This window comes from Arthrobacter sp. NPDC093139, assembly GCF_044754165.1.
GTDB lineage: Bacteria > Actinomycetota > Actinomycetes > Actinomycetales > Micrococcaceae > Arthrobacter.
In genome coordinates this window covers 1-25,482 of sequence record NZ_JBIVOO010000002.1, presented here as the reverse complement: position 1 = coordinate 25,482, position 25,482 = coordinate 1, and the positions used below count along the sequence as shown (strand labels likewise).

Annotated in this window: 33 protein-coding genes; 19 read left to right on the top strand and 14 right to left on the bottom strand. The window is 65.6% G+C overall.

Annotation, left to right across the window (positions count from 1 at the left end; all coding sequences use genetic code 11):
• The first annotated feature begins 272 nt into the window (after nt 1-272).
• The 4 genes from rpsF to rplI all read left to right on the top strand — a co-directional run bounded on the left by rpsF (nt 273) and on the right by rplI (nt 2,058).
• Nucleotides 273-578 carry a 30S ribosomal protein S6 gene (gene rpsF, locus ACIP90_RS03195; protein WP_050683795.1) on the top strand — a complete coding sequence of 102 codons (306 nt, stop codon included), beginning with the start codon at nt 273-275 and terminating at the stop codon, nt 576-578.
• Nucleotides 579-633: 55 nt separating this feature from the next.
• Nucleotides 634-1,221: a single-stranded DNA-binding protein gene (locus ACIP90_RS03190; protein WP_400576857.1), complete on the top strand. Its 588-nt coding sequence runs from the start codon at nt 634-636 to the stop codon at nt 1,219-1,221.
• 127 nt (nt 1,222-1,348) lie between these two features.
• Nucleotides 1,349-1,588: a 30S ribosomal protein S18 gene (gene rpsR / locus ACIP90_RS03185; protein WP_003800144.1), complete on the top strand. Its 240-nt coding sequence runs from the start codon at nt 1,349-1,351 to the stop codon at nt 1,586-1,588.
• Between the two features lie 17 nt (nt 1,589-1,605).
• Nucleotides 1,606-2,058, top strand: coding sequence for a 50S ribosomal protein L9 (rplI, locus tag ACIP90_RS03180; RefSeq protein ID WP_400576855.1), 453 nt, complete (start codon nt 1,606-1,608; stop codon nt 2,056-2,058).
• A gap of 144 nt (nt 2,059-2,202) precedes the next feature.
• Here rplI and ACIP90_RS03175 read toward each other — a convergent pair whose 3' ends face one another.
• Complete coding sequence (locus ACIP90_RS03175) at nt 2,203-2,625, bottom strand: DUF1801 domain-containing protein (protein WP_400576853.1); 423 nt, start codon at nt 2,623-2,625, stop codon at nt 2,203-2,205.
• Between the two features lie 50 nt (nt 2,626-2,675).
• On the opposite strand from ACIP90_RS03175, the gene ACIP90_RS03170 reads away from it, so the two are divergent.
• The 3 genes from ACIP90_RS03170 to ACIP90_RS03160 all read left to right on the top strand — a co-directional run bounded on the left by ACIP90_RS03170 (nt 2,676) and on the right by ACIP90_RS03160 (nt 4,643).
• Nucleotides 2,676-3,536 carry a PhzF family phenazine biosynthesis protein gene (locus ACIP90_RS03170; protein ID WP_400576851.1) on the top strand — a complete coding sequence of 287 codons (861 nt, stop codon included), beginning with the start codon at nt 2,676-2,678 and terminating at the stop codon, nt 3,534-3,536.
• Nucleotides 3,537-3,624: 88 nt separating this feature from the next.
• Nucleotides 3,625-4,251, top strand: coding sequence for an FMN reductase (locus tag ACIP90_RS03165; RefSeq protein ID WP_400576849.1), 627 nt, complete (start codon nt 3,625-3,627; stop codon nt 4,249-4,251).
• A gap of 47 nt (nt 4,252-4,298) precedes the next feature.
• The gene (locus tag ACIP90_RS03160) at nt 4,299-4,643 is read left to right on the top strand and encodes a zf-TFIIB domain-containing protein (RefSeq protein WP_400577694.1); all 345 of its coding nucleotides are present in this window, start codon (nt 4,299-4,301) and stop codon (nt 4,641-4,643) included.
• A 32-nt stretch (nt 4,644-4,675) separates the two neighbouring features.
• On the opposite strand, the gene ACIP90_RS03155 is transcribed toward ACIP90_RS03160, so the two are convergent.
• Together ACIP90_RS03155 and ACIP90_RS03150 are read right to left on the bottom strand one after the other, a co-directional pair.
• Nucleotides 4,676-5,242 (bottom strand): hypothetical protein, encoded by a 567-nt coding sequence (locus ACIP90_RS03155; protein WP_400576846.1) that lies wholly within the window; start codon nt 5,240-5,242, stop codon nt 4,676-4,678.
• Between the two features lie 4 nt (nt 5,243-5,246).
• Nucleotides 5,247-5,684 carry a hypothetical protein gene (locus ACIP90_RS03150; protein ID WP_400576843.1) on the bottom strand — a complete coding sequence of 146 codons (438 nt, stop codon included), beginning with the start codon at nt 5,682-5,684 and terminating at the stop codon, nt 5,247-5,249.
• 696 nt (nt 5,685-6,380) lie between these two features.
• On the opposite strand from ACIP90_RS03150, the gene dnaB reads away from it, so the two are divergent.
• A complete protein-coding gene (dnaB, locus tag ACIP90_RS03145) occupies nt 6,381-7,760 on the top strand; it encodes a replicative DNA helicase (protein WP_400576841.1) in 1,380 nt (459 codons plus the stop codon).
• A 9-nt stretch (nt 7,761-7,769) separates the two neighbouring features.
• Here dnaB and ACIP90_RS03140 read toward each other — a convergent pair whose 3' ends face one another.
• Nucleotides 7,770-8,753 carry an acyl-CoA thioesterase gene (locus tag ACIP90_RS03140; protein ID WP_400576838.1) on the bottom strand — a complete coding sequence of 328 codons (984 nt, stop codon included), beginning with the start codon at nt 8,751-8,753 and terminating at the stop codon, nt 7,770-7,772.
• Between the two features lie 115 nt (nt 8,754-8,868).
• The gene (locus tag ACIP90_RS03135; RefSeq protein WP_400576837.1) at nt 8,869-9,303 is read right to left on the bottom strand and encodes a DoxX family protein; all 435 of its coding nucleotides are present in this window, start codon (nt 9,301-9,303) and stop codon (nt 8,869-8,871) included.
• A 211-nt stretch (nt 9,304-9,514) separates the two neighbouring features.
• Here ACIP90_RS03135 and ACIP90_RS03130 point away from each other — a divergent pair, with 211 nt between their 5' ends.
• The 3 genes from ACIP90_RS03130 to ACIP90_RS03120 all read left to right on the top strand — a co-directional run bounded on the left by ACIP90_RS03130 (nt 9,515) and on the right by ACIP90_RS03120 (nt 11,989).
• Nucleotides 9,515-10,867: an MATE family efflux transporter gene (locus ACIP90_RS03130; protein ID WP_400576836.1), complete on the top strand. Its 1,353-nt coding sequence runs from the start codon at nt 9,515-9,517 to the stop codon at nt 10,865-10,867.
• A gap of 68 nt (nt 10,868-10,935) precedes the next feature.
• Nucleotides 10,936-11,532: a hypothetical protein gene (locus ACIP90_RS03125; protein ID WP_400576834.1), complete on the top strand. Its 597-nt coding sequence runs from the start codon at nt 10,936-10,938 to the stop codon at nt 11,530-11,532.
• Nucleotides 11,533-11,617: 85 nt separating this feature from the next.
• The gene (locus tag ACIP90_RS03120; RefSeq protein ID WP_400576832.1) at nt 11,618-11,989 is read left to right on the top strand and encodes a hypothetical protein; all 372 of its coding nucleotides are present in this window, start codon (nt 11,618-11,620) and stop codon (nt 11,987-11,989) included.
• A 48-nt stretch (nt 11,990-12,037) separates the two neighbouring features.
• Here the strand turns inward: ACIP90_RS03120 and ACIP90_RS03115 are convergent, their stop codons facing one another.
• On the bottom strand, nt 12,038-12,583 hold the full coding sequence (locus ACIP90_RS03115) for a CGNR zinc finger domain-containing protein (RefSeq protein ID WP_400576829.1): 546 nt from the start codon (nt 12,581-12,583) through the stop codon (nt 12,038-12,040).
• Between the two features lie 70 nt (nt 12,584-12,653).
• Between ACIP90_RS03115 and ACIP90_RS03110 the strand changes: the two genes are divergently transcribed.
• A complete protein-coding gene (locus tag ACIP90_RS03110) occupies nt 12,654-13,718 on the top strand; it encodes an EamA family transporter (RefSeq protein WP_400576826.1) in 1,065 nt (354 codons plus the stop codon).
• A gap of 85 nt (nt 13,719-13,803) precedes the next feature.
• Here ACIP90_RS03110 and ACIP90_RS03105 read toward each other — a convergent pair whose 3' ends face one another.
• Nucleotides 13,804-14,067: a hypothetical protein gene (locus tag ACIP90_RS03105; RefSeq protein ID WP_400576823.1), complete on the bottom strand. Its 264-nt coding sequence runs from the start codon at nt 14,065-14,067 to the stop codon at nt 13,804-13,806.
• A gap of 209 nt (nt 14,068-14,276) precedes the next feature.
• Between ACIP90_RS03105 and ACIP90_RS03100 the strand changes: the two genes are divergently transcribed.
• Nucleotides 14,277-14,549, top strand: coding sequence for a DUF2277 domain-containing protein (locus ACIP90_RS03100; protein ID WP_400576819.1), 273 nt, complete (start codon nt 14,277-14,279; stop codon nt 14,547-14,549).
• Between the two features lie 30 nt (nt 14,550-14,579).
• On the opposite strand, the gene ACIP90_RS03095 is transcribed toward ACIP90_RS03100, so the two are convergent.
• The 4 genes from ACIP90_RS03095 to ACIP90_RS03080 all read right to left on the bottom strand — a co-directional run bounded on the left by ACIP90_RS03095 (nt 14,580) and on the right by ACIP90_RS03080 (nt 18,415).
• Nucleotides 14,580-16,913: a heavy metal translocating P-type ATPase gene (locus tag ACIP90_RS03095; RefSeq protein ID WP_400576817.1), complete on the bottom strand. Its 2,334-nt coding sequence runs from the start codon at nt 16,911-16,913 to the stop codon at nt 14,580-14,582.
• 59 nt (nt 16,914-16,972) lie between these two features.
• Nucleotides 16,973-17,203 carry a heavy-metal-associated domain-containing protein gene (locus ACIP90_RS03090; RefSeq protein WP_400576815.1) on the bottom strand — a complete coding sequence of 77 codons (231 nt, stop codon included), beginning with the start codon at nt 17,201-17,203 and terminating at the stop codon, nt 16,973-16,975.
• A 59-nt stretch (nt 17,204-17,262) separates the two neighbouring features.
• Nucleotides 17,263-17,622: a metal-sensitive transcriptional regulator gene (locus ACIP90_RS03085; RefSeq protein ID WP_400576813.1), complete on the bottom strand. Its 360-nt coding sequence runs from the start codon at nt 17,620-17,622 to the stop codon at nt 17,263-17,265.
• A gap of 283 nt (nt 17,623-17,905) precedes the next feature.
• Nucleotides 17,906-18,415, bottom strand: a complete 510-nt coding sequence (locus tag ACIP90_RS03080) for a universal stress protein (protein ID WP_400576810.1) — start codon at nt 18,413-18,415, stop codon at nt 17,906-17,908.
• Between the two features lie 165 nt (nt 18,416-18,580).
• Between ACIP90_RS03080 and ACIP90_RS03075 the strand changes: the two genes are divergently transcribed.
• Together ACIP90_RS03075 and ACIP90_RS03070 are read left to right on the top strand one after the other, a co-directional pair.
• Nucleotides 18,581-18,781, top strand: coding sequence for a hypothetical protein (locus tag ACIP90_RS03075; protein WP_400576808.1), 201 nt, complete (start codon nt 18,581-18,583; stop codon nt 18,779-18,781).
• Nucleotides 18,782-18,826: 45 nt separating this feature from the next.
• Nucleotides 18,827-20,011 (top strand): pyridoxal phosphate-dependent aminotransferase, encoded by a 1,185-nt coding sequence (locus tag ACIP90_RS03070; RefSeq protein WP_400576805.1) that lies wholly within the window; start codon nt 18,827-18,829, stop codon nt 20,009-20,011.
• A 30-nt stretch (nt 20,012-20,041) separates the two neighbouring features.
• Here the strand turns inward: ACIP90_RS03070 and ACIP90_RS03065 are convergent, their stop codons facing one another.
• Nucleotides 20,042-20,941: a helix-turn-helix domain-containing protein gene (locus ACIP90_RS03065; RefSeq protein ID WP_400576803.1), complete on the bottom strand. Its 900-nt coding sequence runs from the start codon at nt 20,939-20,941 to the stop codon at nt 20,042-20,044.
• A gap of 245 nt (nt 20,942-21,186) precedes the next feature.
• Here ACIP90_RS03065 and ACIP90_RS03060 point away from each other — a divergent pair, with 245 nt between their 5' ends.
• The 3 genes from ACIP90_RS03060 to ACIP90_RS03050 all read left to right on the top strand — a co-directional run bounded on the left by ACIP90_RS03060 (nt 21,187) and on the right by ACIP90_RS03050 (nt 23,006).
• Nucleotides 21,187-21,480 (top strand): hypothetical protein, encoded by a 294-nt coding sequence (locus ACIP90_RS03060; protein WP_400576800.1) that lies wholly within the window; start codon nt 21,187-21,189, stop codon nt 21,478-21,480.
• Nucleotides 21,481-21,557: 77 nt separating this feature from the next.
• Nucleotides 21,558-22,709: a WD40/YVTN/BNR-like repeat-containing protein gene (locus tag ACIP90_RS03055; RefSeq protein ID WP_400577692.1), complete on the top strand. Its 1,152-nt coding sequence runs from the start codon at nt 21,558-21,560 to the stop codon at nt 22,707-22,709.
• Between the two features lie 9 nt (nt 22,710-22,718).
• Entirely contained in the window at nt 22,719-23,006 is a 288-nt protein-coding gene (locus ACIP90_RS03050) for a MoaD/ThiS family protein (protein WP_400576798.1), read from the top strand.
• 5 nt (nt 23,007-23,011) lie between these two features.
• Here ACIP90_RS03050 and ACIP90_RS03045 read toward each other — a convergent pair whose 3' ends face one another.
• A complete protein-coding gene (locus ACIP90_RS03045; protein ID WP_400576795.1) occupies nt 23,012-23,248 on the bottom strand; it encodes a hypothetical protein in 237 nt (78 codons plus the stop codon).
• A gap of 240 nt (nt 23,249-23,488) precedes the next feature.
• On the opposite strand from ACIP90_RS03045, the gene ACIP90_RS03040 reads away from it, so the two are divergent.
• Nucleotides 23,489-25,231 carry an alpha-glucosidase gene (locus ACIP90_RS03040; protein ID WP_400576794.1) on the top strand — a complete coding sequence of 581 codons (1,743 nt, stop codon included), beginning with the start codon at nt 23,489-23,491 and terminating at the stop codon, nt 25,229-25,231.
• A gap of 22 nt (nt 25,232-25,253) precedes the next feature.
• Here ACIP90_RS03040 and ACIP90_RS03035 read toward each other — a convergent pair.
• A partial coding sequence (locus ACIP90_RS03035; protein WP_400576791.1) for an integrase core domain-containing protein occupies nt 25,254-25,482 on the bottom strand: 229 nt, incomplete at its 5' end.

Genomic DNA, 25,482 nt, shown 5'->3' with positions numbered 1-25,482 from the left:
GTCCCGTTCACGGCAGCGGAGGCCGCAAGTGCGCTGGATTTCCAGGCGGTCCGGTTTTCCACATAGGAGTCTCCGCTGCTCCCTTCCGGGTCACTCCCGCGCTAGCCTCGAGACAGCGCACGAATCGCGGAATTCCTCCCCGATGCACTAAGATAGTGAAGTCTGTGCTGCGTCCTGCCTCCAATTTGGAGAAGGGCATGCACAGCACCGCAAATGAACCTCCTGTTACGGAAATGCCGTAACCGCTTAGCCCAAAGGAGGTGGGTTCACATATGCGTCCTTACGAATTGATGGTAATCATCGACCCCGAGGTCGAAGAGCGTACCGTAGAGCCGTCGCTTCAGAAGTTCCTGAATGTCATCACCAACGATGGTGGAACCATCGAAAAGGTTGACATCTGGGGCCGCCGTCGCCTGGCTTACGACATCAAGAAGAAGTCCGAAGGTATCTACGCCGTGGTGAACTTCACCGCCAAGCCGGACACCGCCAAGGAACTTGACCGCCAGCTGAGTCTCAACGAGACCATCATGCGCACCAAGATCACCCGCCCCGAAGAGCAGAAGGTCGTTGCTGAGTAATTTCAGCTCCCGGCTTTCATTCTTTACCCCGCAGGAACGAACAAGGAGGCAGTAGATGGCAGGCGAAACGACTATTACGGTCATCGGTAATCTCACCAATGACCCCGAGCTGAGGTTCACCCCGTCAGGTTCGGCAGTAGCGAACTTCACCATCGCTTCTACGCCCCGCACGTTCGACCGCCAGTCCAATGAGTGGAAGGACGGGGAAACCCTGTTCCTCCGCGCGTCGGTGTGGCGGGAAGCAGCCGAGAACGTTGCCGAATCCCTGACAAAGGGCATGCGCGTCATCGTTTCCGGCCGGCTGAAGAGCCGTTCCTACGAAACAAAAGAAGGCGAAAAGCGCACCGTTATCGAGCTCGAAGTCGATGAAATCGGCCCGAGCCTGCGCTACGCCAACGCCAAGGTCAACCGCACCCAGCGCTCCGGCGGTGGGGGTGCCGGAAACGGCGCGCAGGGCGGCTTTGGCGGCGGCAACAGCGGCGGTGGGTTCGGTGGCGGCCAGGGTGGAAACCAGGGCGGCAACACCGGCGGAGCATGGGGCGGCAACCAGCCCGCAGCGCAGGAAGACCCTTGGGCAACGCCCGGGGTCAGCAACGCGGGCGGCGGCTGGGGCAACGGCCCGGATTCCGAACCTCCCTTCTAAAACAACATATTAAAGGCCCGACGCCGGGACCGCCCGGGTGCCTGAGGCACCGAGGTGACTGCCGCCGTCGGACCACCACCATCCCGTGGATCAATATCCACGGGCTCCATAGAAAAGGAGCTCCACGATGGCTAAGGCTGAACTCCGTAAGCCCAAACCAAAGTCCAACCCCTTGAAGGCCGCTGACATCACCGTCATCGACTACAAGGACGTAGCATTGCTGCGCAAGTTCATCTCCGACCGCGGAAAGATCCGCGCCCGTCGCGTCACCGGCGTCACGGTGCAGGAACAGCGCAAGATCGCCCAGGCAATCAAGAACGCCCGCGAAGTTGCTCTGCTGCCTTACTCCGGCGCTGGCCGCGGCTAAGGAAGGGATTAACTAACATGGCAAAGCTCATTCTGACCCACGAAGTCACCGGTCTCGGTGCTGCAGGCGACGTCATCGAGGTCAAGGACGGTTACGCACGTAACTTCCTGCTGCCCCGCGGCTTCGCCCTGACCTGGACCAAGGGTGGCGAGAAGCAGGTTGAGTCCATCAAGGCTGCCCGCGTCGCCCGCGAGCACGCTTCCCTGGAAGATGCTCAGAAGCAGGCCTCCGCTCTGTCCGCCAAGCCGGTCAAGCTGGTCGTCAAGGCCGGCGAAAGCGGCCGCCTGTTCGGCACGGTCAAGCAGGCCGACGTCGCCGACGCTGTTGAGGCTGCTGGCCTTGGCCGCATCGACAAGCGCAAGGTTGAACTGCCGACGCACATCAAGTCGGTTGGTTCCTACCAGGCCAACGTCCGTCTGCACGACGACGTTGCCGCTGTGATCGAACTCGACGTAGTCGCAGGCAAGTAGTCTTTCCGGCCTCTCGCCTGATTGCTGCGCAGCCCTGAACTGCTGACGGCCCCCGCTGTCGGATTCCTCCGGGAATTCGGCAGCGGGGGCTTTCGTGTTAAACCGACGACGTTCGAGCCAGTGACGACTAAGCCGCCGACAGGCTCAGACGTGGTGGACCACGGTGGTGTAGTACCTGTAGCCCGCGCGGATCAGCGCAGCCAGGGCGTCTTCATCAACGTCCGCGAGCTTGTTGACGTAGACGCAGCCAGCGCCGACCTTGTGCTTGCCCAGCCGGGCGAGCAGTTCAGCCGCCTCCGGCGCGGCGCTCAGGCCATAGAGGGACAGGCCGGCCTTCCGCGGCGAGAAGCCCACCGCCGCCGCGTCCCCTTCGCGCCCGCTGCCGTACTTGTAGTGGTAACGGCCAAATCCCACGATGGACGGACCCCACATCTCTGGTTCCTCCCCCGTGAGCCTGGCCATGAGTTCGCGGAGCCGGAGTGCATCCTGGCGCCGGACAGGGTGTTCCACGGCTGCCAGGAATTCGTCCGCCGAGGCACCCGTCACCTGTGTCTTGTTTTCTGCCATGGACGCAGTGTACGTCCATCGCCATGGGGGCTGGCTGGTAGCCTGCTCCGGTGACCCCAGAAACCGGAACAGCCGTCCGCCGTCGTCCTTTTGCCCAGGTGGACGTCTTCACCCGCGAGCCGTACCGGGGAAATCCCCTCGCCGTCGTGATGGACGCCGAGGAGCTCACCGCTGAACACATGCAGCGGTTCGCGAACTGGACCAACCTGTCGGAAACCACGTTCCTGCTGACGCCCACCGTGCCGGAGGCCGATTACCGCGTACGCATCTTTACCGGCAGCGAGGAATTCCCGTTTGCAGGCCACCCCACGCTTGGCTCCGCCCACGCCTGGCTGGACTCCGGCGGCGTGCCTCAGCAGAGCGGGGTGCTGGTCCAGGAATGCGGAGCGGGCCTGGTGCGGGTCAGATACGACGGCGGCAGGCTGGCTTTCGCCGCTCCGCCCCTGACACGGTCAGGTCCCGTGGTTGAGCAGGACCTGCAGCGGATCGCTGCGGGCCTCGGGTTGCCGCGGGAGGCGCTGCTGGATGCCTCCTGGCTCGTCAACGGCCCCGAGTGGATCGGCGTGCTGCTGGAGTCCGCTGAGCAGGTATTGGCACTAAGGCCCGACTACGCCGCAATGGAGGGGCTCACCGTGGGCGTCATAGGCCCGTATGACGAGGGAGCGCCCGCCACCTTTGAGGTCCGCACCTTCATACCCGGGGATGCCGCCCCCGAGGATCCCGTGACGGGAAGCTTCAATGCCGGCGCGGCCCAGTGGCTGACCGGCACGGGGCGCGCACCGGCGTCGTATGTTGCCTCCCAGGGGACTGTGCTGGGACGGAAGGGGCTCATCCACATTGAATCCGAGGGGGACGACATCTGGGTGGGTGGGAATGCCGTGACCTGCATCCGGGGAGCCGTCGATCTCTGAGCCGGAATAAACACCGGACGCGCCCGGTTGGACTCACTAGATGCAAACGCATGTACCGTGAAGACGGTCCGACCCTGAGGAGACCACTGTGGAGACCCGCCGCATTACCGTTCTGTCCGCCGGCCTGGGAGTGCCGTCGTCGAGCAGGCTGCTGGCCGACCAGTTGGCAGACGAGGCGCGCCGGAAGCTTTCGGCGGCCGGCTACGAGGTCACGGTCGATGTGGTGGAACTCCGTGACCTGGCCGTGGACGTGGCCAACAACTTCGTTACGGGGTACGCGGGCCCCCGCCTCGCCGAGGTCATCGCAGGAGTGGAGGCTTCAGACGGCATCATCGCCGTGACGCCCGTCTTCAGCGCCTCGTACAGCGGGCTCTTCAAGTCCTTCATCGACGTGCTCGATCCCAAGGCGCTCGATGGAAAGGCCGTGCTGCTGGGCGCCACCGGCGGAACCGACCGGCACCAGATGGTGCTCGACTACGCCATGCGCCCGCTCTTCAGCTACCTGCGCGCCCGCGTGGCCGCGACGGCCGTCTTCGCCGGCCCCCAGGACTGGGGAAATACGGACGACGGCGGAAACCCCCTTTCGGCCCGCATCGGGCGTGCGGCGGATGAGTTTTTCCGGCTTCTCGACGGCGCACAGCCAGGCAGGAGGCAGGCGCCGCTGGAGTCCCTGCCGTTTGAACAGCTGCTGGCCGGAATCAGCACCGGGCGCTGAGGGGTCGCCCCGTGAACTATTCGCGGCACCCGCTCGTTGTGCGGGACATGAAATGTCCTCTGGATTCTGTTGACCTGATCATGAGCGAACGCAGCGGTGTGGAGATTGACTACTGTCCCCAGTGCCGCGGGGTGTGGCTTGACCGCGGCGAGCTGGACAAGATCATAGACCGTGTGGACTCGTTGGGGGGAGCCGCGGCGGCGTCTCCCCCGCCCGCGCCGGGCATGGTCCCGCCTCCCCTGTATCCGAACCCGGACCTGCGGCGGGAGCAGCCGCGCTACGACAAGCCGCGGTATGACGACCGCGGCTACGGCAAAGGCTATGACCGCGACTACGACCGGCGCCGGCCGAAGAAGAAGGAAGGCTTTCTGGGCGAGCTCTTCGACTTCTGACGGGCGTCCTTCGGACCAGCAGACAGCTGGGGCTAGTCATCCAGCAGGGCGATGAATTCACGTGCCTGCTTCATGGTGATGTCCGAATGCTTCGTGAGGGCGGTGGCGGCAGCCTCGGTGTTGCCACTTTTGGCCAAGGTGCGGATGCGGCCGTAAATCTCGTCATTGAGCATGTTGCTGCTGACTTCGCGTGTGACATCGCCCTTGCTGGCGATCGCCCGGTACCGGTAGGGGAACCGCTGGGGAGGTTCGTCGTCGGGGTCCGGTTCAGTGGCCGCCGCCGGGTCGGCACGGTAAGGCTGTGGGTGGGCGGCCAGCGCGGCAACGGCATCCCGGGAGGCCCGCAGGCCGAGTCCGGAAACCTCGTAGTAGAGCTTGATCGCGGCCATCGCCTGGCCCTGGGCAATCAGGGCATAGAGCCTGCGGTGCTCGTCCTCGGAAAGCCTGGCAGCGGCCATCCTGGCCAGCTCAGCGGACTCCGGCGGCGCCTGGGCGGGACCGTCGGCAGGCTTCTGCCGGCGGTTCCATGCGCGGGCGGCCAGGGTCACTGCGACGGTGACGGCCACGAGGATCAGGAGGGGGATCACAAGCGATTCCATGGTTCTAAAGCCGATCTACATAATGCTTGGCGGTTAAGAGGTCCGAACGGGTTGCCTGGCGCAGGAGCCTGATTGCCTGGACTTTCTGCCCGTTACGCACCATCGACTGCAGCTGGAGAGCCAGCTGTGGGTCCAGCTGGCCGCCGGGCAAAGCTGCCCCGCGGTAGGCCTGGGCCAGGACCGCCTCCCGGGCGTGGTCCTGCTGCTGCGTATGTTGCTGTTCGTTCTGGCTGGGACGTGTGGCCGCGTCCACCCGGGCACGCGCCGCGGTGGCAGCCTGGACTTGGGCTGCGTAGTGGGCCTGTGACCGCATGGCCAGGTCCAACTGATAGCGTTCCGCCTCCGACATTCCGGAATCGCGCGGCCTGAGCGCGGTAGACAGGGCCCACAGGACCGCACCGAGAACGAGGACAGGCAGTATGACTATCAATGCGTCGCCCATATCTAGAGCTTAGGCCAGTTATGCGTTATCCACAGCATATGCAGGTATGCGCATGCGGCTTCCCAAAGCGAGCCACGCTCGGCGCTTGGCGCCGGGAGGAACGGGAGCAGCGCGGCATCCCCGCCCCATGCCAGCGAGATTGATCACACCGCGGGCATATTGGACGCCGAAAACCGTGAACCTACCGGCCGGTATCCCCAGCGCAAGGGTTGAGCCTGTGGATGAAGGTTCAAGAAAAGAATTTTTAGTCCACAGGCCGGGAAGAACGTTTCCGCAGGTCAAACCCCATAGTTGGGTGAAAGATATTTGATATCCACAGCTTCGCCCACAGACTGTGCACAAGCAGGGAGGCATTGTGCACAGGTTATCCACAGACGTGCAAAACCCGCCGCTTTGTGCGTTGCCCGGCGGGCGCTAACGTAGCGGAGACACCGATTCAGGACATGCGGGCCACAACAGCCAACCGGATCTGGGGGCTCGTTTTCAGGGCTTCCGTTGATGGGTTATGCCCTGTGGAAAACCTGTGGATGAGGCGTCGCCTTGGACTCGCGGGCCTCCGCGGAAATTGTCGGGGCCGGCTGGTAGAAGTTGCCTTAGCCGGCGCAGCAGCTTCCACGGCGGGGCGCATCCAAACGGCACAGGCAGACTTGCCGCAGGCCTCTTGAGGGACTGCGGACACTATGGAGGACGGCAGTTTTGTCAGTTACGCACCTGGACTCAATTGAGGGCACCCGCACCGAGGGCAGCCGCAAGCCTCCGCAGGATATTCCGGCCGAGCAGTCCGTCCTGGGCGGCATGATGCTCTCCAAGGACGCCATTGCTGACGTCGTCGAGATCCTCCGGGGCCAGGACTTCTACCGTCCCGCCCACGAGACCATCTACGAGGCGGTGATTGACCTCTACGGCCGTGGTGAACCCGCCGATGCGGTGACTGTTTCGGACGAACTGACCAAACGCGGCGAGATCAACAGGATTGGCGGACCCGCCTACCTGCACGAGCTCATCCAGACAGTCCCTACAGCGGCCAACGCCGGCTACTACGCCGAAATCGTCGCCGAGCGCGCCGTCCTCAGGCGGCTGGTCAACGCCGGAACCAAGATTGTGCAGCTTGGGTACGGCCAGGACGGCGAAGTCGAAGACCTCGTCAACCAGGCCCAGGCGGAGGTCTATGCGGTGGCCGAGCGTCGGACTGCGGAAGACTACGTGGTCCTGAAGGACGTCATGGAGTCCACCGTGGACGAGATTGAGGCCTCCGGCCACCGCGGTGAAGGCATGGTGGGCGTTCCAACCGGCTTCTACGAGCTGGACGAATTGACGCACGGCCTTCACCCGGGCCAGATGATCGTCATAGCGGCGCGCCCCGCCGTGGGCAAGTCCACCTTCGCCCTGGACTTCGCCCGTTCCGCAGCCATCAAGAACAATCTCGCGACTGTTATGTTCTCGCTGGAAATGGGCCGGAACGAGATCGCCATGAGGCTCTTGTCGGCCGAAGCCACCATCGGCCTACAGGACCTCCGCAAGGGCACCATCAAGGATGAGCAGTGGTCCAAGATCGCCACCACCATGGGCCGCATGAATGATGCCCCGCTGTTCATCGACGACAGCCCCAATATGTCCCTGATGGAAATCCGCGCCAAGTGCCGCCGCCTGAAGCAGCAGCACGACCTGAAACTCGTGATCCTTGACTACCTGCAGCTCATGAGTTCCGGCAAGAAGGTGGAGTCGCGTCAGCAGGAAGTGTCTGAGTTCTCCCGTGCCCTCAAGCTGCTGGCCAAAGAACTGCAGGTTCCGGTCATTGCCCTCTCCCAGCTGAACCGTGGTTCCGAGCAGCGCCAGGACAAGAGGCCCATGGTCTCGGACCTCCGGGAATCCGGATCAATCGAGCAGGATGCCGACATGGTCATTCTGCTGCACCGCGAGGATGTCTACGACAAGGAGTCGCCGCGTGCCGGCGAAGCGGACATCCTTGTCGCCAAGCACCGTAATGGCCCCACCAAGGACATCGTGGTTGCCTTCCAGGGCCACTACTCCCGCTTCGCCAACATGGCAGCGGACGCTGGAGGCGGCGGCTTCTAACCTGCACTTCTAACCGGCGGCCTGTTGCCGCGCCTGCAGCAGGTGGTTGGGGAGCCGGTTTCCCGGCGCGGCTGCGCGGATTTCCAGGAGGTGCCGCGCATGGGCGTGGAGGCGCTTGTCCTCGTCTGAAACCGGCACCCATTGGGGAATCGGAACCGACGTGCCCTCGGCGTCCCGGGCAACCATGACCGTGAGGCAGTACGTGGTCAGGCTAAGCTCACCGCCTTTGGGGTCCCCGGAGCGGACATGTACCGCCACGTGCATGCTTTTAGCGCCGGTGTAGACGAGCCGCGCCTCCACCTCCACCACGTGTCCGATCAGGAGCGGGCGGTAGAACCGGACGCCGCCGGAAAACACGGCCACGGTGTCCTTGCCGCAGTAGCGCGATGCGCAGACGTACGCCGCCTCGTCGATCCACTTCATCACGATGCCGCCGTGAACCTTTCCGCCCCAGTTGACGTCCGTGGGCGCCGCCATGAAGCGGAGCACCACGCGTTCGGCGGTGCCGGCGTCGGTATATTCCTGGGCGTTCATGGCTTCCACAATCTGTTCGCGGATCCGGATGCGGGCCAAGGCGTGGTCGCGCTGCTCCAGCTCCTCGGGGGTGGAGGGCTCAAACTGCTGCACCGGGGTAGGCCTGCCGTCTTCACCCACGGCCACAAAGATCACCATGCACTGGCTCCGCATCGTGGCGGCCCCGCCCTTGGGGTCTCCGGAGGACACCACGGTGCGGATGTGCATGGAGGAGCGGCCTGTGTAGACGATGGTGGCGGTGACTTCCACCATGTCCCCGCTGTTGACCGGGTCCGCGAAGTGGATGTTCCCCACATAGGCAGTGACGCAATAGGACTTGGCCCATCCGACGGCGGCTGCGTACGCAGCCTTGTCCACCCACTCCAGGACGGTGCCGGCATCCACCGAGCCGCTGTGGCCGATGTCGGTGGGAGCGGCCAGGAAGCGGAGGGTGACGGAATTGGCGGGGCGTTCGCTCATGCTGCGAGTTTATGGCCAAGCGGCGAACTGGCCCAACGAAAAACGGCGGCTGCGCACCAAAGGTGCACAGCCGCCGTCGTCCGTGTGTACCGGAGAAGACTGCCCGGTGGGAAGGCTAGGCGAGGACGCCCAGCTTGGAGCCCGGGCGGCCGAAAAGGGCGCGGTCCACGGAGAGGCGGCCTGCTCCCGTCAGGGCAACAGCAAGGCCGGCGGCGGCCAGCAGGAGGACCAGTTCGTAGCCGCCATTCGTGGCGAAGACGCCGGCCGGGGCGTGCACCAGGAAGAAGGCGCCGAGCATGTTCAGCGCCAGGAGGGCGGAAAAGACGCGGGCCAGCACGCCAAGGATCAACGCGATGCCGCCGACCAACTCAAGCGTGGCGACGATGGGGGCCACCGCCTCGGCTGCGGGAACACCCATCTTCGCGAAGGCCGCCTGGGTGCCTGCGATGGTGAATTCGTTAAACTTCTGCCAGCCGTGTGCAGCGAACAGGAAGCCTGCAATAACGCGCAGGACGGTCAATGCGGCAGTGGTCAGGGGGGACTGGTTCATGGAGGTTACCGTTCGGGTCGGTTGCAATCGGTCTTGTGGTCGGACGACGGTCGCCGCCTGATGCTTCCATTCCACTGTTGCGCACAATAGTTGAAGAGTCAACTAATTGTGACGATCCGCACGCTTCCACGTGTATGAGCACGCGGGGTCCCTCGGTGACCGGGTGCCCCGCGAAGGGACTGCCCGCCGGGCCGGCAGCTAGGCTGAAACCGTGCCTGATTCCCCTGCCGCCGCTCTGCCGGCCGTGAAGCCTGCGGGCCATGCCCGCGACATCCTGCGCCTCGCCGTTCCGGCTTTCGGCGCCTTGATCGCCGAGCCGCTCTTCCTGCTGGCCGACTCCGCCATCGTTGGTCACCTCGGCGTGGCGCAGCTCGCCGGCGTCGGACTGGCATCCGCGGTGCTGCACACGGCGGTTGGCCTGATGGTTTTCCTCGCCTACTCCACCACACCCGCAGTGGCGCGGGCTGTGGGCGACGGCCAGTTCGCCAAGGCCCTCGCCGCCGGGCGCGACGGCGTCTGGCTCGCCCTGCTGCTCGGGATCGTGCTGGCCGCGGCGGGTTGGTTTGCCGCGGAGCCCCTGGTGGGCCTGATGGGCGCCGGCGGCGACGTCCGCTCCTTCGCTGTGGACTACCTGCGCTGGTCCATGCCCGGGTTGGTGGCCATGCTCCTGATCTTCGCCGGAACAGGCGTGCTGCGGGGCCTGCAGGACACGCGCACCCCGCTGGTGGTGGCCACCGCGGGCTTCACCCTCAACATCGTGCTCAACGTAGTGCTGGTCTACGGGCTGAACTGGTCCGTGACCGGATCGGCTGTAGGCACGAGCATCGCCCAGTGGGCCATGGCAGCCGTCTACCTGGTGATGGTGCAGCGCAGCGCCCGGCGCCACGGCGTTTCCCTCCTGCCGGACTGGCACGGGATCCGGGCGCTGAGCAGGGTGGGCTCCTGGCTGATGCTCCGCACGCTCAGCCTGCGGATCGGCATCCTGGCCACGGTGCTGGTGGTCACCGGCCAGGGGGCGGTAAACCTCGCCGCGCACCAGTTGGCCATGACCATGTTCACCTTCTTTGCCTTTGCGCTGGACGCCCTGGCGATCGCTGCCCAGGCCCTCATCGGCAAGGAGTTGGGCGCCTCCAATCCGGAGAAGGCGCGGCTGCTGACCCGCACCATGATCCACTGGGGCACGGGTTTTGGCGTGGTGACGGGAGTGCTGCTCGCCGTTGCGGCGCCCTTCACGGGCGCGCTGTTCACCTCCGACGTCGGTGTGCAGTCCGTACTGACGCTCGCGCTCTGGGCGCTGGCCGCCGGGCAGCCGATCGCCGGATACGTGTTCGTCCTTGACGGCGTCCTGATCGGAGCAGGTGACGCGAAGTACCTGGCGCTTGCCGGCCTCGTGAACCTGGCGGTGTACCTGCCGCTGCTCATTGCGGTCCCGCTCGCCGGGACAACCGGCGCGGCGGCCCTCGTGTGGGTGTGGGTTGCCTTTTCGCTGGGCTACATGCTGGCCCGGGCAGTGACCCTGGGACTGAGGGCGCGGACGGACCGCTGGATGGTGCTCGGCTCCTGAAGCAGGTTGTTGCGAATTGAGGGAAGCGCCGAATTCGACGACGCAGGCGGCGGCACTAAACTGGAGCGGTGACTTTCCCCGTGAACCCTGCCGAGCCGGCCTCTGCTGCTGCCCATCAAGCGGAGCTGTGGAAGCCCGTACTGCTCCGGGCTGCGGCCGCCCTGGTGTTCGGCGCCGTGACCATATTTTGGGCGGCGCCGTCGGTGGCCGGCATGGGATTTGCCGGAGGGTTGTACCTGCTGGCCACCGGCGCCGCGCTTTTCCGGGGTATCCCCCTGAACGGCCTCCGCCGCGACGGGTACCCCGGCAGGGCCATGTCGGCGGCGGCATCCATCCTCATCGGTGCGGGCGTGACGCTGATGGTCCTGCAGGGGAACCTGCTGTTCGCCGTCATCGCGGCGCTGGGAATCGGCCTGCTCGCCGCAGTTGAACTGTACTTGGGCTGGCGCTTCCGGGGCCGGCACGTCCTCGCCCGCGACTGGCTCGCCTCGGGCGTCATCGGGGTGGGGACGGCGGTGGCCCTGCCGTTCTTCGTTCCGCTCGGCCCGCATGCCCTGTTGGGGGTTGCCGGCGGAGGTGCCATTATCTCCGGCGTGCTCTGGATCCTTGCTGGCCTTTCGCTCAGGCATGATGCGCGGACGGGCCCTGCGAAGGCCGTAAACTAGAAGGCAAGGGTTCTACTCCTTGTAGAACAAACACACATCACAACGGGCTGGCCTGACCGTCGCCGCCCGCATGAGAGGACACGCCGTGGCAAACCAGAAACCAGGAGAACCGCGCAATCTGCGGACCTCGGTTAAGGGACCGCTGATGTTCTCCGCCTTCTGGGCCGTGGTGGCGTTCTTCGCCGTGCTGATCTTCGCCTCCGGCGGCAGCTCCCGCGTCCCGCGCTTCGACCTCGCGTTCACCGGCGCCGGCATCGCCTTCATCGTCACGCTGGTCATCGCGGCCATGCTGTCCATGAGCTACAAGGACAACGCCGAACACCTGGGCAAGGGATCCGGCGTGAACCTCAGCTCGGCCAAGCGGCCCCCGCACGGATACAGCGGCGGAGGAACCCAGACGCCTCCGGGCCCTTCCGGCTCCTCCGACGGATCAACTCCCGACGGCGGCAAGTCCTAGCGCCGGCGCCGCTCGTCAGCGCTGCTCGCCGAGCCTGCTCACCGGCGGCTACTCGCCTGCGGCGCGGCGGGCCCGGTACGCCGCCACGTGTGCACGGTTGGCGCAGTTTCCGGTGTCGCAGTACCGCTTTGACCGGTTGCGGCTGAGATCCAGCACCACCGCCTCACAGTCGTCCGCTGCGCAGACCAGCATTCTGTCCATTTCCTTGCTGCGGATCACGTCGGCGAGTGCCATCGCGGCTTCGGTGCCCATGCGGTCAGCCAGCGGAGCGTCGCGGGTAGTGGCGTGAAAGTGCCAGTCCCACTCATCATGCTTGAGGAGCTGTGGGAGGGCATGGGCCTCGCGCAGGAGCCGGTTGACCCCTTCCACGGCCGTGTCCTCATCGGCGGTCCAAAGCCGCGCGAGCTCCGCCCTGAGGGCGTGGACGCTGGCCAGTTCGGCCGCGTCCCTGGTCCGTGATCCGCTGAGGCCCTCCGTCTCGAGGAACCGGTCGAGGTCCGCCACGGTGGCCAGTTTTTCCTCCCCGTTCGCGGCGCTGTTGATGAGGTCCACCACCGTGCGCAATGCAATCTCAGTGTCAGGGGCAAAGACCATCTTGACTCCTTACTTGGCCAAGCGTACTGTCATGACCAATACCCCACTTTACTCCTGACAGGAGAATGCCGTGTCTGCAGCCAGCAACCGCGCCAGCATTTCGCCCCGGACCGGGCAGGTCTCGGTTGCGGCTGCCCCAAAAACCGCTTCTGCGCGGAGTTTCCTGGCGTCCGGCCTTGGGATTGCCCTCTTTTCCTCTGCCGTGTTCGGGCTTTCGGGTTCCTTTGCCAAGGCTCTCCTCGAAACGGGCTGGACCCCCGGCGCAGCTGTGGCCGTCCGGCTGACCGGCGCCGCAGTCATCCTGGCGGTTCCGGCCGTTCCCGCCCTTCGCGGACGCTGGCACCAGCTGCGGTCGAACTGGCTGACCATCGTGCTGTTCGGCCTGATCGGCGTGGCAGCCTGCCAGCTGTTCTATTTCAACGCTGTTTCCCTGCTGTCAGTGGGCGTTGCGTTGCTGCTGGAGTACCTCGCCCCGGTTCTGATCGTGCTGTGGCTCTGGGTGGCCAGCAGGAAGCGGCCGCGGCCGCTGACCGTCGCCGGGACTCTGTTGTCGCTGGGCGGCCTGGTGCTGGTCCTGGACCTGACGGGCGCTGTGAAGGTGGACTTCGTAGGTGTGCTGTGGGGCGTGGCGGCGGCCGTCTGCCTGGCCATCTACTTCTTCATCACGGCCAAGGAAAACGACACCCTTCCGCCGATCGTCCTAGCCTCGGGCGGACTCATGGTAGGCGCCGCGGTGATATGGCTGACGGCGGCCACCGGCCTCCTTCCCATGGCCTTCAGCACCGCGGACACCAAACTTGGGCCATGGACCACGCCTTGGTGGGTTGCCCTTGCCGGACTCGTGGTCCTTGCCACGGTCCTGGCCTACGTTTCCGGAATCATGGCCGCCCGCGCCCTGGGTTCGAAGGTGGCCTCCTTCGTTTCGCTGACCGAGGTGCTGTTCGCCGTGATCTGGGCCTGGCTGTTGCTGGGGGAGCTGCCGGCGGTCATCCAGCTGGCAGGCGGCGCCCTTATCGTGGGCGGCGTTGTGCTTGTCAGGCTGGACGAGTTGAGAAGCTCCAAGCGGGGGACGGAACCGGGGACCCAAGTGGGCGCACCGCTTGACCACGCAAACGACGTCGAACCCGTTCCCTAGGCGCTTTCCGCCGAGGCACTCGTCTGCACTCCTTAAACGCCGGCAGGGCCGGACGCCCTAGCGTCCGGCCCTCCCGGTGGGTTCCCTAGCGGGAAGCTTCCTCCTGCTGGGTGGCGTTGCGGGAAGCCTGCTTCCCGGCTTCCTCGAGCGCCTGCGCAACCTTGGCAAGGGCGTTGGCGTGCTGGCCGTTCCACTCGCTGCGGAACTTGTCGGCGTCCGGTCCCTTCCAGTCGGTGTTCTGGAGGACGCGGCCCAGCATGTTCTTCTGCTTCTCGATCTCAGCTGAACCAGCCTGAAGCTTGGTGCCCAGGTCTTTCAGCTGAGCAATGTCTGCACCCCAAATAGCCATTCGATATCTCCTCTAATCAACGGACCCGATCCAGTCGGCATCCCCAGCGGCCTCCGGCTCGTCCGGAAGATCCATTGCCTACAAGCTATCCCCCAACACAAAAAGGTGTCGATGGGCACCGCTCCCCATGCAGCCCCCCATGGCGGCGGAGCCCCTGCCGAACGGTCCGGAGGGTCGATCGCAGGCGATCCAGAGCCTAGCATGGGGGTATGTGCCGGAACATCCGAACCCTCCACAACTATGAACCGCACGCCACGTCCGAGGAGGTCTATGCTGCCGCGCTCCAGTATGTGCGCAAGGTCAGCGGCAGCACCAAGCCCTCCAAGGCCAACGAGGAAGCGTTCGACCGTGCAGTGCATGAGATAGCGCACGCGACGCAGCACCTGCTGGAATCGCTCGTGACGCACGCCCCGGCGAAGGACCGGGCCGAGGAAGCCGCGAAGGCAAAGGCCAGGGCAGCCGTCCGCTTCGGCGCCGCCTGAACGGCGGCCTGGGAACCGACTCGCGGGTATCTACCTGCCGAAGCCGCGCAGCCGCAGGGAGTTCGCCACCACCAGCACGGAACTGGCTGCCATGGCCACGCCCGCGATCATCGGGTTGAGCAGCCCAAGCGCGGCCACCGGGATGCCCACGGCGTTGTAGAAGAACGCCCAGAAGAGGTTGGTCTTGATGGTGGCCAGTGTGCGGCGGGACAGTTCGATAGCGGTTGCCACCTGGCCGAGGTCGCTGCCCATGACGGTGAGGTCCGCAGCCTCAATGGCCACGTCCGTGCCGGAGCCCATGGCGATGCCAAGGTCCGCCTGTGCCAGGGCAGGAGCGTCGTTCACGCCGTCGCCGGCCATGGCCACGGTGGCACCGCCGGCCTGCAGCCGCCGGACCGCGTCCACCTTGCCTTCGGGCAGCACGCCCGCAAAGACATCCTCCGCGGGGATTCCGACGGCGGCAGCCACATGGGCGGCCACGGCGGCGTTGTCACCGGTCAGCAGGATGGGCCGCAGGCCCAGCCGCCTGAGCCGGCTGATCCCGGCTTCGGATCCCGGCTTAATCGTGTCCCGCAGGGAGATGATGCCCGCGGCCTTGCCGTCGACGGCCACCCAGATGGCGGTGGCCCCTGAATCCTCGGCGGCCGCCAGGGCGTCGAGCAGCGCCGGCGCCGGGGACACGCCGTTCTCGTGGAGCCAGCCGGTCCGCCCGGCAACCACCGGACGCCCTTCCACGGTTCCCGCCACTCCGCCACCGGGAGCGGAACGGAAGCCGACGACGGCGGGGAGGCGCCCGCCGTCGGCTGCAATTGCCGCAGGGACGGCAGCGCGCGCGGCTGCGGCGATGGCGTGCGCGATCGGGTGCTCGGAGGCGGCTTCCACGGCACCGGCGAACCGCAGGACGTCGGCATCGCTGAACGGTTCGAAGGCAACTGTGGAATCGACGGCCAGGTGGCCGCTCGTGACGGTGCCCGTTTTGTCCAGCAGGATGGTGTCCGCTGTGCGGGTATCCTCCAGCACCTGCGGGCCACGGATCAGGATGCCGAGCTGGGCGCCCCGGCCTGTGCCGGTCAGGAGGCCCACCGGAGTGGCCAGTCCCAACGCGCAGGGGCAGGCGATTACGAGCACCGCGACCGCCGCGGTGAACGCCGCGCGCAACTCCGGATCCGTGATGTCCGGACCCGCGAGCAGCAGCCAGGCCGCAAAGGTGAGGACTGCGATGGCGAGAACGATGGGGACGAAGACCGCACTGATGCGGTCCGCGAGTCGCGCTATCGGGGCCTTGCCGGTCTGTGCCTGGGCCACCAGGCGCCCCATCTGGGCCAGCGTTGTTTCGGCGCCGACACGCGTGGCGCGGACCAGCAGCCGGCCGGAGGTGTTGATGGTGGCACCCGTGACGGGGCTGCCCGGGCCTACTTCTACGGGAACAGCTTCACCGGTCACCAGGGAGGCGTCGACGGCGGATGAACCGTCCACGACGACGCCGTCCGTGGCGATTTTCTCGCCGGGGCGGACCACGATGACGTCGCCGACCGCGAGCTGGTCAGCAGGGATCTTCATTTCGGCTTCGTTGACCAGTACGGTGGCGTCCTTGGCCCCGAGGTTGACCAGCGCCTTGAGGGCATCGCCTGCCTTCGCCTTGGCGTTTGCCTCGAGGAAGCGGCCCAGCAGCAGGAAAGTGGTGACGACGGCGGCGACCTCGAAGTACAGGCCGCCCGAACCGTTCATCCCTTCCATGCCTGGATGCTCCGTCAGCCGCGGATCAGCGAGCAGCTGCCCCGCCGAGAAGGCGTAGGCGGCGATAACGCCGAGGGACACCAGCGTGTCCATCGTGGATGCCAGGTGCCGGGCGTTTATGGCCGCCGCGCGGTGGAAAGGCCACGCGGCCCAGCTGACCACGGGGAGGGCCAAAGCGGCGGCAACCCATCCCCAGTTCGGGAACTGGAAGGCCGGAATCATCGAGATCAGGAAGACGGGAACCGTCAGGATGGCCGCGGCGATCAGGCGGGGCCTGAGTGACTGGGCGGTGCCGCCGTGCGCCAGGTGGTCTTCGTGGTCTCCTGCGGTGTCTGCCTGATTGGCATGCCGGATGCCTCCGGCGTCGCCGCCCGAAGGGTGCTGGACCGGTTTGATCCTGGCCTTATAGCCTGCTGACGCCACCTGGTCCGTGATCTGTTGGTCCGTGATGCCGGCCGGAACCGTGACATGGGCCGATTCCAGCGGAAGGTTGACCGTGGCCTGGACGCCCTCGAGCTTTCCGAGCTTTTTTTCCACGCGGTTGACGCACGATGCGCAGGTCATGCCCTCGATGTCGAGTTCCAGCACCCTGTTGTGTGGGTGGTGGGGCAGTTGATCTGTGCTCATCTCGGCTCCTGGGCGGTGTGGGTCGGTTGTGCGTCTTTTGTCGGTTGCGGAAAGTGGAGTTAGGCCTCGTTGGCGACAACAAGGTAGCCGGCCTCGGCCACGGCTTCGCCGATTTCGGACGGCGAGAGTTCCTGCGTTGAGGTGATGGTGACCCTGGAAAGCCCGCCGGCGTTGAGATCGATGTCGATCTCCTCGACGCCGTCGAGCGATTCAAGCTCTTCACTGACGGCCGACACGCAGTGTCCGCAGGTCATGCCGGAAACGTGGACGGTGGTGGAGATGGTGCTCATTCGTGGCTCCTTGGGATTGGCCGGCGGTAGGCCGGCTGCATGGGTGGTTGGTTTTGCCGCTACCGCAGCAGGCGTCCGATGGCGTCCGCGGCTTCTTTCACTTTGAGGTCGATGGCCTCGGCCCGCAGGCCGGGGTCGGGTTCGGAGGCTGCACCGATGACACAGTGGCCGATGTGCTCCTCGACGAGGCCAAGGCTGACCGCATGCAGCGCTTTGGTGACGGCGGCGACCTGGGTCAGGATGTCGATGCAGTACTTGTCCTCCTCCACCATGCGCGCGATTCCCCGCACTTGTCCTTCGATGCGGCGGAGCCTGCGCAAGTAGGCGTCCTTGTCTGCGGTGTAGCCGTGCTGGGGCGGTGATTCTTCGCCGACCGGTTCTTCGGTCACTGCCGATGACGGTCCTTCGGGAGTGTTCATACCTCCACGATATACCCCTAGGGGGTATCCGTCAACGAGGACTCTACCCCGGCTTCCCGGCGGAGGCAGGGCTGCCGGCCGCATGCGGGCACAAAAAAGCTCCGGAGTGCGTTATTGGGGGATACGCACTCCGGAGCGGTCTTTGGCAGGCTTTCGACTCAACCTGCGGTCACCAGCTTACTTGGGCCTGGCGGTGTGTGCCACCACCTCGAATAACTACTTTCACTTTACTTACGGAACGGCCACGACACGGAAAAATTGCCGGGTTTCCTCGGGCAAACCGTCACTCGGGCTCCTCCTGGTGGGCGGGCTTCCGGTACGGCACGACCAGGACCGGACGGCTTTGATGGTGGGTGAGCCAGGCGGCGACTGAGCCGTTGAGGAGCTCCGTAATGCGGTGCCCGAATCCTCGTTCCGGGGTTCCCACGACAATCATGGGGGCGTCCACCTCCGCAGCGAGCCTGCCGAGCGCCCTGGCTGGATCGCCGGCAAGCGTGCGGAGGGTCCACTCCGTGGGTGTCCCGGGCCGGACGGCGGAGGCAATGACTGACTTGAGGTCCTCGGTCACCGACCTGATCTCGTCGTCGTTCTTGTCCGGATGAAGGGAAAGGCGGTGCGTGGACCGTGCAGGATCCCACTCCACGAGGTAGCTGGCCTCATCCACGTAGGCAAAGAGCAGTGGGGCTGTCAGCCGTTGGGCGAGTGCGACGGCCGTCTGAAGTACTTCGGGATGCTGGCCGGGAACGACGCCGACGAGCAGGGGAGATTGGCCACTGAATCGCTCTGGAGGCATACTCAATTGTGTTCCCCACTGTGGGTAATGACTAGCCTTTGAACTGGGCGTTTGTACCCGAGCAGGCCGGGCGGGGACTCCGGCTGGCGGGAGGGCCGAATGCCGCGGATCCCTTGAATCCGGAGTGCCGCACGCATAGCGTGGAGTCGTAGAGAGGCGGCGGACATGCAAATTTACATGTGGTGGCTTGATCTGGACCTGAAGAGCAAGGAGTGGCTCCGGGAACACCTGCGTGCCGAGGAGCTCCCGCTCTTTGTCATGCAGGGAATCGCAGAAGCCGGTGGTCCGCATCCGGACTCTCCGAAGAGCGTCCTGACCGAAGCCGAGTGGGATTTCATCGAGACCCAGTCGGAATTCGTGGACTGACCCCCACCGCTGACGGCGAGGTTTCTTCGGTAAACGGGGCAAATCATGAGGACCAGGCCAGCCCGCCTTGAGCATGTGGCGGGATTCAGCATTGACGCCGTGGCTGCGGCTGCGGACCAAAATCCCGAAATGCTCCGGCTGGAGAACCTCGACACGGACCTTGGGCCGCCCACTCCCGCCATCGCGGCGTCACGCGCCGCCGTGGGCGTCGACTTCGCCAATTCGTACCTGCCCTTCACCGGCCAGCTGGCCGCAAGGAAGGCGGTCGCCGGCCGGATCCTTGCACGAAGCGGCATCAGCTACGATCCCGAAACGGAGGTCGTCGTCACAGCGAGCGACGGCGACTGCCTCCTGGACGCGCTTCTTGCCCTCAGTGATCCTGGCGACGAAGTCATCCTCACGGATCCCACCTACGCGGGCATGCTCAACCGTGTACGTCTGGCCGGTGGCGTGCCGCGCCTGGTCCCCATGGCGGTTCGCGACGGCGAATGGCGCATGGATATCGATGCCCTGCGCGCGTCCGTTTCACCGCGCACTCGTGCCATCTTCCTACAGAACCCGTCGTTCCCTTCCGGCTACGTCCTGAATGACGAAGAATGGTCCGCGGTCACCTCACTCTGCATCGAGAATGACCTGTGGCTGCTGTACTGGTCGTTTATGGAGGGAATCCTGTACGACGGCCGGAAGGTGGTCAGCCCGGTGTCGTTTGCGGGGATGCGGGAACGCACCGTCATCCTGGGAGCTGCTTCGATGGAGCAGCGGATGATCGGGTGGCGGCTTGGATGGATCGTGGCACCTGCCGCCGTCATGCCCGACCTCTCCGTGGTGCATATCTACAACGGCATCACGCCGGGCGGAATTGCGCAGGCCGGACTGATCGCAGCGCTGGAGGCGCCCGACGACGGTCTGGCCGACTGTGTTATTGAATGGCAGCACCGCCGAGACGCCGTCACCGCGGCTCTTGAGGGCTATGCGATGGTCCCGGCGGCCGGTGGCTGGTCTCAGATCGTGGACACTGTGCAGCACGGCGCGAACCCGGCGGACGTTTCCCGGGCCCTGCTGCGGCACGGCGTCGCTGCGACCGCCATGACGGGCTGGGGAGGGGAAATCGCGAACCGCCACCTTCGGCTGGTCTTCAGCAACGAGCCGGTGGAACGGCTCGAGCTGCTGGGTGAGAGGTTCCGCGCCGCAATGAGCGACGTCACACACAAGAATGGGCTGCCCGGCTAAAGTGCCCGGCCCCGGCACGAGTGCCAGGGTTCAGGGGCGGTGCACGTCGTGTGGGCGCGTTGCGCCAGCATGATCCTGGATCCGTTCGGTTGCGGCCCAGCTGGCAAGCAGGCGGAGCCGTTCATCCGAGGGGGATCCGGGTACAGCGGGGTAGATGATCAGACTCAAGCCAGGATCCATGGCGAGCTCCATGGATTCGTACGCAAGTTCTAGCTCTCCTACCACCGGGTGGCGGAAAACTTTCGTCCCGGCGTGATGGCTCCGTACATTGTGGGCTGCCCAGCGCTTACGGAAATCTTCGCTGCGCATGGACAGTTCCCCAACAAGGTCGGCCAGGCGCTTGTCGAAGGGGTTGCGTCCGCTCTGCGTGCGCAACAATGCCACAGTGGTATTGGCCGCCAGCTCCCAGTCGGGGTAAAAGTCCCGGGCCAGGGGGTCGAGGAAGATGAACCGGGCGTGGTTGGCAGGCTTTGCGGATCCGCGGTACATCTCCGAGTACAGGGCATAGCCGAGCTGGTTGGCCGCCACGATGTCGAGGTAGTGGTTGCCGATGATGGCCGGCGACGTTGTGATGGAGTCGAGCATGAATTGCAGGGTAGGACGGACCGTTCCGCTTTGAAGGGGGCGTTGCCGGGTCCTGGCGGAAGGTCCGGCTGCACGGGCAAGGTTGTAGAGGTGCTCGCGTTCGGAGTCATCGAGCCTCAGCGCCCCGGCGATGGCGTCCAGAACACTTTCGGAGGTCCCGGCCAGATTCCCTCGCTCAAGCTTGGTGTAGTAGTCCACGCTCACCCCGGCAAGCATCGCAACCTCTTCACGGCGCAGGCCGGGGACCCGGCGTCGGCCATGCACGAACGTAAGACCGGCCATCTCCGGGGTGATCCTGGCCCGCCGCGAGGCGAGGAACTCCCGCACTTCCATCCTGTTGTCCACTCCTCAACGCTACCCGCAGCAGCAGGCAGGAGGGAGGTACCGTCAGAACCCCCGATAAGCAGGATCATCGGTTTCCTCGCCGGTCTCTACGCCTGATGTGCCCGGTCCGGAGCTGACCACCCGCCGGCCAGGTCTCTTTGCCCACATTCAACCGTGGCGCGGCATAAAGTCCGCCCGGCGCGCCGCATACTGGAACGAAGAAGCCGTTTGTGGGGAAAGGGTGGGGCACGGGCATGAGGAGCCTGATGAGAGTCGTGCGGAATGAGTACTTTCCCGCGGCAGCCGTGCTGGCGTTTGTGGTGCTGTTTTGGACCGCGGGTTTATTCGGTGGCCTCTCGCTGTTGAGCAGGAGCCAGCCGCCCCTGGCGACACTGACCTGGCTGCTGTTCGTGTACGCCGTCGCTGTGCTGTCACCGATGGCCGGGCTGCTGGCCGCCGTTGATCTGGTCCGCCGCTGGTGGCGCAAGCGGCGGCGCGGTGCGCTGCGTGCCGAGGCCCGCACGCGCTTCCGTTCCAGGAGCCGGGCCCCAAAGGGCTGAGCCGTCCTGTCAACTGATGCCTGCACTGTCCACTGATGCCGGCAAAACCATTGCGGCCGCCCGGCCGGAGTGGTTCGATGGGCTTCATGGCTACCCCAGAGACGTATCTGTTAGCGATCGGGACCAAAAAAGGACTCTGGCTGGCGACCAGCCCGGACCGGAGGCAATGGTCCTTCTCCGGCCCGCACTTCCTGATGAGTGAGATACCGAGCATCGGAATCGACACGCGGGACGGCCGAACCAGGATCATGGTGGGGGTGCGGTCCGAACACTGGGGGCCAACAGTTGCCCACTCCGATGATCTCGGCGCAACCTGGACCGAACCGGAACAGGGCGCCATAAAGTTTCCCGAAGGCACCGACGCCGCCGTGGAACGCGTGTGGCAGATCCACCCTGATGCCGAGTCGCGGCCCGGCGTGGTGTGGGCCGGCGCCGAGCCGATCTCCGTCTGGAAGTCCACCGACGGCGGCGAACACTTTGAACTCAACCGCGGACTGTGGGACCACCCGCACCGCAGTGAATGGGGCGCAGGCTACGGCGGCGCCGCCGCACACTCGATCGTCGTCAACCCCTCCGGCGACAACGTCCATGTGGCCATGAGCACCGGCGGCGTATACCGGTCGCTGGACGGCGGCACGTCCTGGGAGCCCCGGAACAGGGGCATTTCGGCCTATTTCATGCCGGACCCCAACCCGGAATTCGGCCAGTGCGTGCACAAGATCGCCGCGGATGCCGCCGTCGAGGGCCGCCTCTATGCGCAGAACCACCACGGCGTCTACCGCAGTGACGACAACGCCGAAAGCTGGCAATCCATCGCCGAAGGCCTGCCCGCCGATTTCGGGTTTGTGATGCTGACCCATCCGCGGAGGGCCGGCACAGCGTGGGTGGTTCCGCTAAAGGCCGACGGCGAGCGGATCCCGCCCGAGGGCAAACTCGCCGTGCACCGCACGGATGACGCCGGCGGAACCTGGAAGCGGCTGGATGCGGGCCTGCCGCAGTCCGAATTCAACGCGGTGCTCCGTGACGCCGCAGCGGTGGATGCTGCCGAGCCGGTTGGCGTGTACTTCGGCACGCGCGGGGGTGCCGTGTACGCCAGCGACGACGAGGGCGAAACCTTCACGGAAGTGGCTTCGCACCTGCCTGACGTCCTGTGCGTCCGCGCTGCTGTCGTGTCGGATGCCACTGCATCGGATGACGTGTCGGATGCCACGGTGGCGGCCCCGGCATGAGGTCGGCCTGTGGCTGAGATCAGCGTGGTGCTTCCCAGTGTCCTCCAGCCGCTCGCCGGCGGGCAGTCCTTGCTGACTGCGCCCGCCGACGGGACGGTGACTGTGGGCTGGTTGCTGGATGCCGTGACCGGGGACTACCCGGTGCTTGCCAGGCGTCTGCGGGACGAAACCGGGGCCCTCCGCCGCTACGTGAATATTTACGTGCACGGCGACGAGGTCCGGCGTCTCCAGGGCCTGGACACGGAAGTTGCTGCCGGCCAGGAAGTGCTGATCATCCAGTCGGTGGCCGGGGGATAGCTGGCTCAGGCGACGCGCCAAACGCTGCACTCATCGGCATTGATTGCCTTGCGCATGCCCGTGTGATGGTCCATGATCCAGACGACGCCGATCCCGGGCGCTGTCTCCTCGACGCTGCCGCGGCGGATGATGACGTCATCGTAATTCGGGCCCACCGAGAGGCGGGCTTCGATCTCATCCCCGCGGTGGAGCTGGTCCAGGGCGCGGACGCGCCTTGCATGGGGTTTGGCTTCCTTCAACATGGAATGGCCTCCTGAGCTGGAGCTGGTGCCTGCTCTTGCCGGCACCACCAGTCTGGCGGGACATTGTTGCGCCTTCGTTTCCTGCCCGTTAGGGCCCGGTTAGTTTCAGGCGCCGGGCCGGTTTCGCGGGGTAAACCGTATCTGGTCACTCCACAGGCAGGGATTGACCGGGGAATCTTCCCCGACAAGACTTTCACTGGGCCCCAAGCCCGCCATGCCGCCGACCGGGAGGAACCAGCGATGACCATCGAGGAGACCGAGGCAGAAACGGCCTACCGCGCCGGCAGGGAATGGTTCAAGAGCGCGGTGGTGTACCAGATCTACCCGCGCAGCTTCGCCGACTCCGACGGCGACGGCGTGGGGGACCTGAAGGGGATCATCGGCAAGCTGGATTACCTGCAAAAACTCGGGGTCGACGTCGTCTGGCTTTCACCGGTGTACCGCTCGCCGCAGGATGACAACGGCTATGACATCAGCGACTACCGCGAGATCGACCCCGTCTTCGGCAGTCTGGACACCCTGGATGAACTGCTCGAGGGCCTGCACGCCCGCGGCATGAAGCTGGTCATGGACCTCGTCGTCAACCACACCTCCGACGAGCACCCCTGGTTCGTGGAGTCGCACTCGAGCAAGGACAACCCGAAGAGGGACTGGTACTGGTGGCGGCCGCCGCGGGATGGCGTGGAGCCCGGCACCGCAGGGGCAGAGCCCAACAACTGGGGGTCAGCGTTCTCCGGCCCTGCCTGGGAGTACGACGCCGCGACCGGCGAATACTACCTCCACCTTTTTTCGAGGAAGCAGCCGGACCTCAACTGGGAAAACCCGGACGTGCGGGCAGCGGTGTACGACATGATGAACTGGTGGCTGGACCGCGGCGTGGACGGCTTCCGGATGGACGTCATCAACTTCATCTCCAAGGAGCAGTCCCTGCCGGACGGCCCCATCGCCGAGGGCATGCTCTACGGCGACGGCGGGCCCCACTACATCTGTGGCCCCCGCATCCATGAATTCCTGCAGGAGATGCACCGGGAAGTGTTTGCCGGGCGCGACAAGGAACTGCTCACCGTGGGTGAGATGCCGGGGGTGACGGTGGATGATGCCGTGCTGTTCACCGACCAGGGGCGCCGGGAAGTGGACATGGTGTTCCAGTTCGAGCACGTGGCCCTCGACCAGGAGGGCGGCAACAAATGGCGGCCCAAGAAACTCCTGCTCACCGACCTGAAGCAGTCGCTCGGCCGCTGGCAGGAAGCCCTGGGGGAGCGTGGCTGGAACAGCCTCTACTGGGGCAACCACGACCAGGCCCGCGCCGTTTCCCGTTTCGGCGACGACGGAGAATACCGCGAGCAGTCCGCCAAGATGCTGGCGGCCGTCCTCCACCTGCACCGCGGCACCCCGTACGTGTACCAGGGCGAAGAGCTGGGCATGACAAACATGGCATTCGGCGCCATCAGCGACTACCGCGACATCGAGGTCCTGAACCACCACCGGGAGGCGACCACGCACCTCGGCCACACGGACGCCGAGGTCCTCGCCGCGCTGGCTCCGCTGAACCGGGACAACGCCCGGACCCCGGTGCAGTGGGATGCGAGCCGTCACGGCGGCTTCACCACGGGCGCACCGTGGATCGCAGTCAATCCCAACGCCAACACCATCAACGCCGCAGCGCAGGTGGACGACCCCGCGTCGGTCTTCAGCTTCTACCGTCAGGTGATCGCGCTGCGCCATACGGACCCCGTGGTGGCCTACGGTGACTTCACCATGCTGCTGCCCGACGACGAACACGTCTACGCATTCCGGCGCTCACTCCCGGACGCCGAACTGCTGGTCCTGGGCAACTTTTCGGGCAGCGACCAGCATGTGGACGTCGCCCGCGTGGACCTCGCCGACTGGGAGGGCGCAGAGCTCGTGCTGGGGAACTATCCGCCCGAGCCCGGACTCCGGCTGCGGCCCTGGGAAGTGAAGGTGCTGCGCCGCACGCCATAGGCGCGCCGCACCGCTAGGTGTACTAACCCGGTTGGTTGATGACGCGGCTGACGGGTGAGGCGCCTTTGAGTGCGGTGTGGGGCCTGCGCTGATTGTAGTGCTCGATGAAGTGCTGGTAACAGGCTTGGCGTTCGGCCTCGGATCTGTAGGGTTTGGCGTAGGCCCATTCCTCGAGGAGGATGCGGTTGAAACGCTCGACCTTGCCGTTGGTCTGGGGCCTATAGGGTCTGGTGCGTTTGTGGCTGATTCCG

Coding starts and splice junctions, on each gene's coding strand:
- ACIP90_RS03105 (WP_400576823.1), bottom strand. CDS start 14,067: ATGGCTATTTGGGGTGCAGACATTGCTCAGCTGAAAGACCTGGGCACC.
- rpsF (WP_050683795.1), top strand. CDS start 273: ATGCGTCCTTACGAATTGATGGTAATCATCGACCCCGAGGTCGAAGAG.
- rpsR (WP_003800144.1), top strand. CDS start 1,349: ATGGCTAAGGCTGAACTCCGTAAGCCCAAACCAAAGTCCAACCCCTTG.
- ACIP90_RS03095 (WP_400576817.1), bottom strand. CDS start 16,913: ATGAGCACAGATCAACTGCCCCACCACCCACACAACAGGGTGCTGGAA.
- ACIP90_RS03045 (WP_400576795.1), bottom strand. CDS start 23,248: ATGTTGAAGGAAGCCAAACCCCATGCAAGGCGCGTCCGCGCCCTGGAC.
- ACIP90_RS03085 (WP_400576813.1), bottom strand. CDS start 17,622: ATGAACACTCCCGAAGGACCGTCATCGGCAGTGACCGAAGAACCGGTC.
- ACIP90_RS03080 (WP_400576810.1), bottom strand. CDS start 18,415: ATGCCTCCAGAGCGATTCAGTGGCCAATCTCCCCTGCTCGTCGGCGTC.
- ACIP90_RS03115 (WP_400576829.1), bottom strand. CDS start 12,583: ATGGTCTTTGCCCCTGACACTGAGATTGCATTGCGCACGGTGGTGGAC.
- ACIP90_RS03090 (WP_400576815.1), bottom strand. CDS start 17,203: ATGAGCACCATCTCCACCACCGTCCACGTTTCCGGCATGACCTGCGGA.
- ACIP90_RS03075 (WP_400576808.1), top strand. CDS start 18,581: ATGCAAATTTACATGTGGTGGCTTGATCTGGACCTGAAGAGCAAGGAG.
- ACIP90_RS03175 (WP_400576853.1), bottom strand. CDS start 2,625: ATGGCAGAAAACAAGACACAGGTGACGGGTGCCTCGGCGGACGAATTC.
- ACIP90_RS03070 (WP_400576805.1), top strand. CDS start 18,827: ATGAGGACCAGGCCAGCCCGCCTTGAGCATGTGGCGGGATTCAGCATT.
- ACIP90_RS03040 (WP_400576794.1), top strand. CDS start 23,489: ATGACCATCGAGGAGACCGAGGCAGAAACGGCCTACCGCGCCGGCAGG.
- ACIP90_RS03100 (WP_400576819.1), top strand. CDS start 14,277: ATGTGCCGGAACATCCGAACCCTCCACAACTATGAACCGCACGCCACG.
- rplI (WP_400576855.1), top strand. CDS start 1,606: ATGGCAAAGCTCATTCTGACCCACGAAGTCACCGGTCTCGGTGCTGCA.
- ACIP90_RS03155 (WP_400576846.1), bottom strand. CDS start 5,242: ATGGAATCGCTTGTGATCCCCCTCCTGATCCTCGTGGCCGTCACCGTC.
- ACIP90_RS03190 (WP_400576857.1), top strand. CDS start 634: ATGGCAGGCGAAACGACTATTACGGTCATCGGTAATCTCACCAATGAC.
- ACIP90_RS03160 (WP_400577694.1), top strand. CDS start 4,299: ATGAAATGTCCTCTGGATTCTGTTGACCTGATCATGAGCGAACGCAGC.
- ACIP90_RS03140 (WP_400576838.1), bottom strand. CDS start 8,753: ATGAGCGAACGCCCCGCCAATTCCGTCACCCTCCGCTTCCTGGCCGCT.
- ACIP90_RS03135 (WP_400576837.1), bottom strand. CDS start 9,303: ATGAACCAGTCCCCCCTGACCACTGCCGCATTGACCGTCCTGCGCGTT.
- ACIP90_RS03060 (WP_400576800.1), top strand. CDS start 21,187: ATGAGAGTCGTGCGGAATGAGTACTTTCCCGCGGCAGCCGTGCTGGCG.
- ACIP90_RS03055 (WP_400577692.1), top strand. CDS start 21,558: ATGGGCTTCATGGCTACCCCAGAGACGTATCTGTTAGCGATCGGGACC.
- ACIP90_RS03150 (WP_400576843.1), bottom strand. CDS start 5,684: ATGGGCGACGCATTGATAGTCATACTGCCTGTCCTCGTTCTCGGTGCG.